Raw genomic sequence first — 274 nt, 5'->3', positions numbered from 1 at the left:
TATATACGGAGGAAAAAAGAGAAAATGTATGGGAGAATTGCTGTTGATAAAGAAGAAATAGATTTTTTTATACGGATCAGAATAATGGTATGAATAAAAAAATACAAATAGTTTTAATAGGTGTATCCCTACTAAGTATGATAGGGTGCGGTTTCGATGTACCCGATAGAACAAAGATTACACAAATAAGTGAGACAATAGAAGAATCGAAGGCTAATGGAGTTTTTTTGGCCGAATATAGGCCAAATAGAGAAATAATAAAAAAAGCATGGGC

The organism is Apibacter sp. B3546, assembly GCF_009827885.1.
GTDB lineage: Bacteria > Bacteroidota > Bacteroidia > Flavobacteriales > Weeksellaceae > Apibacter.
Note: the sequence above shows the minus strand (reverse complement) of the source record.